The 6799-nt window shown below is 66.3% G+C and carries 10 protein-coding genes; all 10 read right to left on the bottom strand.

The window, feature by feature from the left end:
• On the bottom strand, positions 1-923 hold a 923-nt coding region (locus tag VGE49_RS05120; protein ID WP_331033493.1), incomplete at its 3' end, for a DNA-directed RNA polymerase subunit alpha.
• 85 nt (positions 924-1008) lie between these two features.
• Positions 1009-1398, bottom strand: a complete 390-nt coding sequence (rpsK, locus tag VGE49_RS05115; protein WP_292096022.1) for a 30S ribosomal protein S11 — start codon at positions 1396-1398, stop codon at positions 1009-1011.
• A gap of 16 nt (positions 1399-1414) precedes the next feature.
• Positions 1415-1783, bottom strand: a complete 369-nt coding sequence (rpsM, locus tag VGE49_RS05110; protein WP_331033492.1) for a 30S ribosomal protein S13 — start codon at positions 1781-1783, stop codon at positions 1415-1417.
• A 110-nt stretch (positions 1784-1893) separates the two neighbouring features.
• Positions 1894-2649, bottom strand: coding sequence for an energy transducer TonB (locus VGE49_RS05105; protein WP_331033491.1), 756 nt, complete (start codon positions 2647-2649; stop codon positions 1894-1896).
• 80 nt (positions 2650-2729) lie between these two features.
• Complete coding sequence (locus tag VGE49_RS05100; protein ID WP_331033490.1) at positions 2730-3452, bottom strand: energy transducer TonB; 723 nt, start codon at positions 3450-3452, stop codon at positions 2730-2732.
• A 63-nt stretch (positions 3453-3515) separates the two neighbouring features.
• Positions 3516-4076: an adenylate kinase gene (locus VGE49_RS05095; protein ID WP_331033489.1), complete on the bottom strand. Its 561-nt coding sequence runs from the start codon at positions 4074-4076 to the stop codon at positions 3516-3518.
• A 24-nt stretch (positions 4077-4100) separates the two neighbouring features.
• Entirely contained in the window at positions 4101-5477 is a 1377-nt protein-coding gene (gene secY, locus VGE49_RS05090) for a preprotein translocase subunit SecY (protein WP_331033488.1), read from the bottom strand.
• Between the two features lie 147 nt (positions 5478-5624).
• Positions 5625-6218, bottom strand: coding sequence for a 50S ribosomal protein L15 (gene rplO, locus VGE49_RS05085; protein ID WP_349256711.1), 594 nt, complete (start codon positions 6216-6218; stop codon positions 5625-5627).
• Positions 6219-6377: 159 nt separating this feature from the next.
• Positions 6378-6572, bottom strand: a complete 195-nt coding sequence (gene rpmD / locus VGE49_RS05080) for a 50S ribosomal protein L30 (protein ID WP_105563648.1) — start codon at positions 6570-6572, stop codon at positions 6378-6380.
• A gap of 5 nt (positions 6573-6577) precedes the next feature.
• A partial coding sequence (locus tag VGE49_RS05075; protein WP_473964835.1) for an uS5 family small ribosomal subunit protein occupies positions 6578-6799 on the bottom strand: 222 nt, incomplete at its 5' end.

The following is a 6799-nucleotide window of genomic DNA, read 5'->3' as shown; positions in this document are numbered from 1 at the left end:
ACTTCCTTGATCTCGTTCAGCGACTTGCGGCCGAAGTTCGGGGTGCGAAGCATTTCGCCCTCGGTCTTCTGGATCAGGTCGCCGATGTAGACGATGTTGTCGTTCTTCAGGCAGTTGGCCGAGCGGACCGACAGCTCCAGTTCGTCGACCTTCTTGAGCAGGGCCGGGTTGAAGGGCAGGTCGGGCTTGCCGTCCGTCGCCTCAACCGCCTTGGTCGGCTCGTCGAAGGTGATGAAGATCTGCAGCTGGTCTTGCAGGATGCGGGCGGCGTAGGCCACCGCGTCAACCGGCGAGACGGCGCCGTTGGTTTCAACTTCCAGGATCAGCTTGTCGTAATCCATCGACTGGCCCTGACGGGTCGGCTCGACGCGATAGGCGACGCGCTTGACCGGCGAGTACAGGGCGTCGACGGCGATCAGGCCGATCGGCGCATCTTCCGGACGGTTCAGCTCGGCGGCGACGTAGCCCTTGCCGTTCTGGACAGTCAGTTCCATGCGCACCGAAGCGCCGTCGTCCAGCGTGCAGATGACGTGGTCGGGGTTCAGAACCTCGATGTCAGCCGGGACTTCGATCTGTCCAGCCGTGACGACGCCGGGGCCCGTGGCGCGCAGGGTCATGCGCTTGGGGCCTTCGGCGTGCATGCGCAGCGCCAGTTGCTTGATGTTCAGGACGATGTCGACCACGTCCTCGCGAACGCCTTCCAGCGACGAGAACTCGTGGACCACGCCGTCGATCTGGATGGCCGTGACCGCCGCGCCTTGCAGCGAGGACAGCAGAACGCGACGAAGCGCGTTGCCGAGCGTCACACCGAAACCACGCTCGAGAGGCTCAGCGACCAGACGCGCCTTGCGCAGCGGATCGGAGCCGCCCTCGACTTGCGGCTTCTCGGGACGGATCAGCTCTTGCCAGTTTCTTTCGATCATAGAGTCCCTCGAACGGGTTTCGCCGGCTCCGCGCCCTCACGTTCAGGGCAGCCGGAACCGGCGGGAAAAGGGGTAGTCGGTTCGCTTAGACGCGGCGGCGCTTCGGCGGACGGCAGCCATTGTGCGGCATCGGGGTGACGTCGCGAATGGTGGTGATCGTCATGCCGACGGCCTGAAGGGCGCGCAGAGCCGACTCACGGCCGGAACCCGGACCCGAGACATTGACTTCCAGCGTCTTCACGCCGTGCTCGGCAGCCTTCTTGCCCGCGTCTTCAGCGGCCATCTGGGCGGCGTACGGGGTCGATTTACGCGAACCCTTGAAGCCCATGTGACCGGCCGACGACCAGGAAATAGCATTTCCTTGAGCGTCCGTGATCGTGATCATGGTGTTGTTGAAGGAGGCGTTCACGTGGGCGACGCCCGACGTGATGTTCTTGCGCTCGCGCTTCTTTACGCGACCCGGTTCCTTAGCCATCGGTCAGGCCTCTCTCTTACTTCTTCTTGCCGGCGATCGGCTTGGCCGGACCCTTGCGGGTGCGAGCGTTGGTGTGCGTGCGCTGACCGCGGACCGGCAGGCCCTTACGGTGACGCAGGCCGCGGTAGCAGGCCAGGTCCATCAGACGCTTGATGTTCATCGACGTCTCGCGGCGCAGGTCGCCCTCGACGGTGTGATCCTTGTCGATCGTCTCGCGGATCTGCAGGACTTCGGCGTCGGTCAGCGAGTTCACGCGGCGAGCCGGCTCGATGCCGACCTTCGCGGTGATTTCCTTGGCGGCGTGCGCGCCGATGCCATGGATGTACTGAAGCGCGATTTCGACGCGCTTGTTGGTCGGAATGTTGACGCCAGCGATACGGGCCACGAGAATCTCCAGATACGCGTTTTCAGACGCAGAAACCGCTCCGGTCAACAGACCAGGAGCGTGTGCGCCCTTCGCGGAAGGCCGTTCTTATACAGGGGATTCTGTTTGCGTCAATGCCGCCCGCCTTCAGCTCCGGAGAGGCCCGCCGGAGGGGCCGGAAAAGCGACCGCGATCGTCTGACGAAATCGGTCGCGAGAGCGCCCGATACGGCTGGGCGGTCGGTAGCGGAACTCTTCGGCTTTCTGAAGCGCCGCCCTGCCCACGCCCGAATCCGCCGGGTGCTCGACCTTGACGCGGCAGTCCTCGAGGCGATCGCGGCCAACCCGGATATAGCATTGCAACACGGCGTAGGACCCGGGCAAGGCCGCCAGAGAAGCGGGTGAGACATTGGCCGTCATGACGACGCCGCGCGGCCCCCTGACAAGGACGGGTCCCGTTCCGCGCCCCGATCCCGAGCCCAGGGCTTCGCCAACGCCGTCGCCCGCGCCGGTTCCCTCGCCCCCCTGCCCCATGCCGTGCTCGACGGCGGGCACAGGAGCCAGGCCCGCCTCGAGCGCCGCAAGCGGCGCCTGGACGAGCGGAGCCATCAACTCCACTCGCTCCGTCGGAGGATCGAAGGACCTGTGCACACGCGACGCCGTCGCCGGCGCACCGCCCGCGCTCGGTTCATCCGCGACCGGCCGCGCCGGAGGCACAAGCCGCATCATCAAGACGTCGAAACTCGGCGGAACGATGGGTTCCGCCGGCGGATCCTGTCGGCTGAAGGCGAAGCCGACGATCAGGATCGCATGGACCAGGCCGACGCCGACGATCGCGCCCAGGCGTCGTCCATGGTCAGCTTCATGCTGCATCGTCACGTGTGACAACGGCGCCTCCGGACCGATTGAGGTAACGTCGGGATCCAGGACATCTTGCCTGACGATCGCATCGATTCAAGTCGCCCCTGTCACGGCCATAGGACGGTGACAGGCACCTCCTGGCCGTCCACCGGCGCGCCGTCTCGCGTGGGCGGCTGGAAGCGAAAATAGACGGACGCCTCAAGGGCGGCCTGGCCGAATCCCATGCCGGGCGGGGCTTCCTCGACCACCCGGCAAGCCTCCAGCCGCGTATCGAGGCGGATCCGGCAGGACAGGGTCGCGCGGCCGCCGGTTCTCTGCCGGAAGGCGGCGGGCGGATGAAGGCGACGCAACTCGCCCATCGTCGGACCGCGCAACAGACGGAAGCGGCCCTCCCCGGCGCCGCGTCCGACGCCCGAACCGATTCCCCCGCCCTGCCCCGCGCCCTGCCCGCCCTGACCAGGTCCCGGCGCAGCCGAGGGCGTTGGCGCGACGCCGATCGCCAGGGGTTGATCCGGCGCCGGGCGAGACGGGGCCGTGACTTCGGGGGGAGGTTGAACGGGTCTGGGTCGCGCGGGCCGCACGATCGAAGGCGCGGAAGGCGCGCCGCCCCCAGCCGTCGGCGACGGCGTGCGCGGCGGCGGCGGCGGCGGCTCGGGGATCGGTTCCGGCCGCACCAGATCCACAATGATCGGGGGATTGGGCGGGATGAACCGCCGCTCGGCCTGCACATGCCCCAGCAGGGCGAAGAGGCCGAGATGGATCAGACCGACAACGCCCGCGACGCTGGATCGCGCCAGGATGCGGCGGCGCGTCGTCGGTTTGTCAGTCAAGAGCGCCTCCTGAATGCGGTCGTCCGGACTTCAACGCCCGAACGCCGCATCAGATCAGGCGTGTCAGGCGAGAGCGCCGTCGATGGCGGCGGCGACGGTGGCGATGTCGCCCATGCCGTCGATCTCGGTCAGCTTGCCCTGGGCTTCATAATAGGGAAGCAGCGGGGCGGTCTGGCGGTTGTAGACGGCCAGCCGGTCCTTGAAGGTCTCGGGATTGTCGTCCGGACGCCCCTGCTCGGCGAAACGCTTGCCGATCCGGTCGGTCAGGGCCTGGTCGTCCACCTTGAGGCGGACGACGCGGTCAACCTTGGCGCCGCGCTTGGCCAGCATGGCGTCCAGGGCTTCGGCCTGGGCCACGGTGCGGGGAAAGCCGTCGAAGATGGCGCCGCCGGCGGCCTCGGCCTCCGGCAGACGGTCCTCGATCAGGGCGATGACGATCTCGTCGGTGACGAGGTCGCCGCGCGCCAGGACGTCCTTGACCTTGAGGCCCAGCTCAGAGCCCGAAGCGATGGCTGCGCGTAGCATGTCGCCGGTCGAGAGCTGGATCATGCCGCGCACCTCGACCAGGCGCTTGGCCTGCGTGCCCTTGCCGGCCGCGGGCGGCCCGAACAGGATCAGGTTCATTCTACGCGCTCCCCTACCCGAGCATCAGCGGCGGGCGGGGGCGGAACCGCCCCGGCCGCGCCCACGCAGCTTGGCCTTCTTGATCAGGCCTTCGTACTGGTGCGCCAGCAGTTGGGACTGAATCTGGGCCACAGTGTCCATCGTAACCGAGACGACGATCAAGATAGACGTTCCTCCGAAGTAGAGGCTGTTGCCCATGCTGCTGACCAGGAATTCCGGCAGCAGGCAGACGGCGGTGATGTAGGCGGCGCCGATCACCGTCAGGCGCGTCAGGACGTAGTCCAGATACTCGGCGGTGCGCTTGCCCGGACGGATCCCCGGCAGGAATCCGCCGTACTTGCGCAGGTTCTCGGCCGTATCCTCGGGATTGAAGGTGATCGAGGTGTAGAAGAAGCAGAAGAAGACGATCAGGACCGCGTACAGGATCATGAACAGCGGCTGGCCGTGCGTCAGCTGCGCCGTCACCAGCGGCAGCCAGCTCATCCACTCGGGAAGGTTGGCGTTGGCGGTGAAGGTGGCCACCGTCGTCGGCAGCATCAGCAGCGACGAGGCGAAGATGGCCGGGATGACGCCGGCGGTGTTCACCTTCAGCGGCAGGAACGAACGTTCGCCGCCCGTCATGCGGTTGCCTTCCTGGCGCTTCGGATACTGGATCAGAAGGCGGCGCTGGGCGCGCTCCATGAAGACGATGAAGACGATGGTCGCCACGGCCAGAACGGCGATGAACAGCAGGGCGAAGACCGACATCTGACCCTGCTGGGCGAGGCCGAGCAGACGGGCCACGGTCGAAGGCAGAACCGCGACGATACCGGCGAAGATGATCAGCGAGATGCCGTTGCCGACGCCGCGCGCCGTCACCTGCTCGCCCAGCCACATCAGGAACATGGTGCCGCCGGTCAGGGTAGTGACCGTTGAAATGATGAAGAAGATGCCCGGCTGATCGATCAGGCCCGCCTGGGCGTTCAGGCCGGCGGCGATGCCGAAGGACTGCGCCAGGGCCAGGAACACCGTCAGATAGCGGGTGTACTGGTTCAGCTGCTTACGGCCGCTTTCGCCGCCTTCCTTCTTCAGCTTCTCCCAGGGCGGGTAGACCGCGCCCATCAGCTGCACGATGATCGAGGCAGAGATGTACGGCATCACGTTCAACGCGAAGACGGCCATACGCTCGACCGCGCCGCCCGAGAACATGTTGAACATGTCCAGGATGCCGCGCTGGCCGTCCGGGTTCTGGAAGAAGGCCAGGAAGGCCTCGGAATTGATGCCCGGAATCGGAACATAGGTGCCGATCCGATAGACCAGCAGCGCGCCCAGCGTGAACAGCAGGCGTTTATGCAGCTCGGTCGCCTTCGCGAACGAGCCCATGTTCATATTGGCGGCGAGTTGTTCAGCGGCCGAAGCCATTAGGCGGTCCCCACGACTATGCCCGTCGTCAGATAGGCGGAAAGCGGCCGTCTTGCGAGGGCCGCTTTCATGAATTTCGTCATCCCGGTGCGGACGATCCCGGCGGACGCCGCATCAGCGACGCCCGCACGGGATGACGATATCGATTTAGGCCTTGGCCGCGGCGCGCTTGGCGCGGGCCGAGATCTTGTTGGCGTCGCCCAGCGGAGCCTTGGGAGCCGGAGCCTTGCCCTTGGCGGCGTTGCGCTTCTCGACGCGAGCGGCGGCCTTGGCTTCAGCGGCGATGCGCTGTTGCTCGACCGAACCGCCAGCGGCTTCGATGGCCTTGACGGCGCCGGCCGAGGCCGACCACACAACCAGGTTCAGCTTGGCCTTCAGCTCGCCTTCGCCCAGGACGCGCACGCCATCCTTGACGCGACGGATCACGCCGGCGGCCACCAGGGCGGCGCCGTTGATTTCAGCCTTGGCGTCCAGCTTGCCGGCGTCGATGGCTTCCTGCACGCGCCACAGGTTCACTTCGGCCAGCTTCAGAGCGTTGGCGTTGTTGAAGCCGCGCTTCGGCATACGCATGTACAGCGGCATCTGGCCGCCTTCGAAGCCGCCGATGGCGACGCCGGTACGCGACTTCTGACCCTTGACGCCGCGACCGGCGGTCTTGCCCTTGCCCGAACCCGGGCCGCGGCCGACGCGCATGCGCTTCTTGTGGGCGCCTTCGTTGTCGCGGATTTCGTTCAGTTTCATATGCCTGATCCTTTCGGGTTCTAGCGCCAGGCCGCCAGGCGACTCTGACTCGGCGTTGGAAAAATTGAAGGGCCGCTTCTAAGCGGCCCGTCGCAGCATCGCAAGATGCTTCTTCAAAGAGAAACGCCCTCCCCCGGGATCGGGAGAGGGCGCATCGTCTTATTTTTCGACCACTTCGACCATGTGGGCGACCTTGGCGATCATCCCGCGGACCGAGGGGGTGTCCTCCAGCGTCGACTCGCGGCCGATGCGGTTCAGACCCAGGCCCGACAGAGTGGCGCGCTGATCCGACTTGCGGCGGATCGGGCTGGCCGTCTGGCGAACCGTGACGGTGGCTTTTTCGTTCTTGGCCATGTCTATCAGCCCTCGACAGCTTCAGGCGCCGAGGCGCCGTCGTTGCGGCGGCCCATCAGGTCGGCGACCTTCTTGCCACGCTTCGAAGCAACCTGACGCGGCGACGATTGAACCTTCAGAGCTTCGAAGGTCGCGCGGATCATGTTGTAGGGGTTCGACGAGCCGGTCGACTTGCCCACGACGTCCTGGACGCCGAGGGTTTCGAGGACCGCACGCATCGGACCGCC

It is taken from the genome of Brevundimonas sp., from assembly GCF_036405315.1.
Classification (GTDB): domain Bacteria; phylum Pseudomonadota; class Alphaproteobacteria; order Caulobacterales; family Caulobacteraceae; genus Brevundimonas.
Note: the sequence above shows the minus strand (reverse complement) of the source record. Positions and strands in the feature narration are given on the sequence as shown.

What these genes read in the sequence shown, in the direction of transcription:
- VGE49_RS05095 (WP_331033489.1), bottom strand. Translation starts at nt 4,076, where the DNA reads ATGAACCTGATCCTGTTCGGGCCGCCCGCGGCCGGCAAGGGCACGCAG.
- secY (WP_331033488.1), bottom strand. Translation starts at nt 5,477, where the DNA reads ATGGCTTCGGCCGCTGAACAACTCGCCGCCAATATGAACATGGGCTCG.
- rpmD (WP_105563648.1), bottom strand. Translation starts at nt 6,572, where the DNA reads ATGGCCAAGAACGAAAAAGCCACCGTCACGGTTCGCCAGACGGCCAGC.
- rplO (WP_349256711.1), bottom strand. Translation starts at nt 6,218, where the DNA reads ATGAAACTGAACGAAATCCGCGACAACGAAGGCGCCCACAAGAAGCGC.
- rpsK (WP_292096022.1), bottom strand. Translation starts at nt 1,398, where the DNA reads ATGGCTAAGGAACCGGGTCGCGTAAAGAAGCGCGAGCGCAAGAACATC.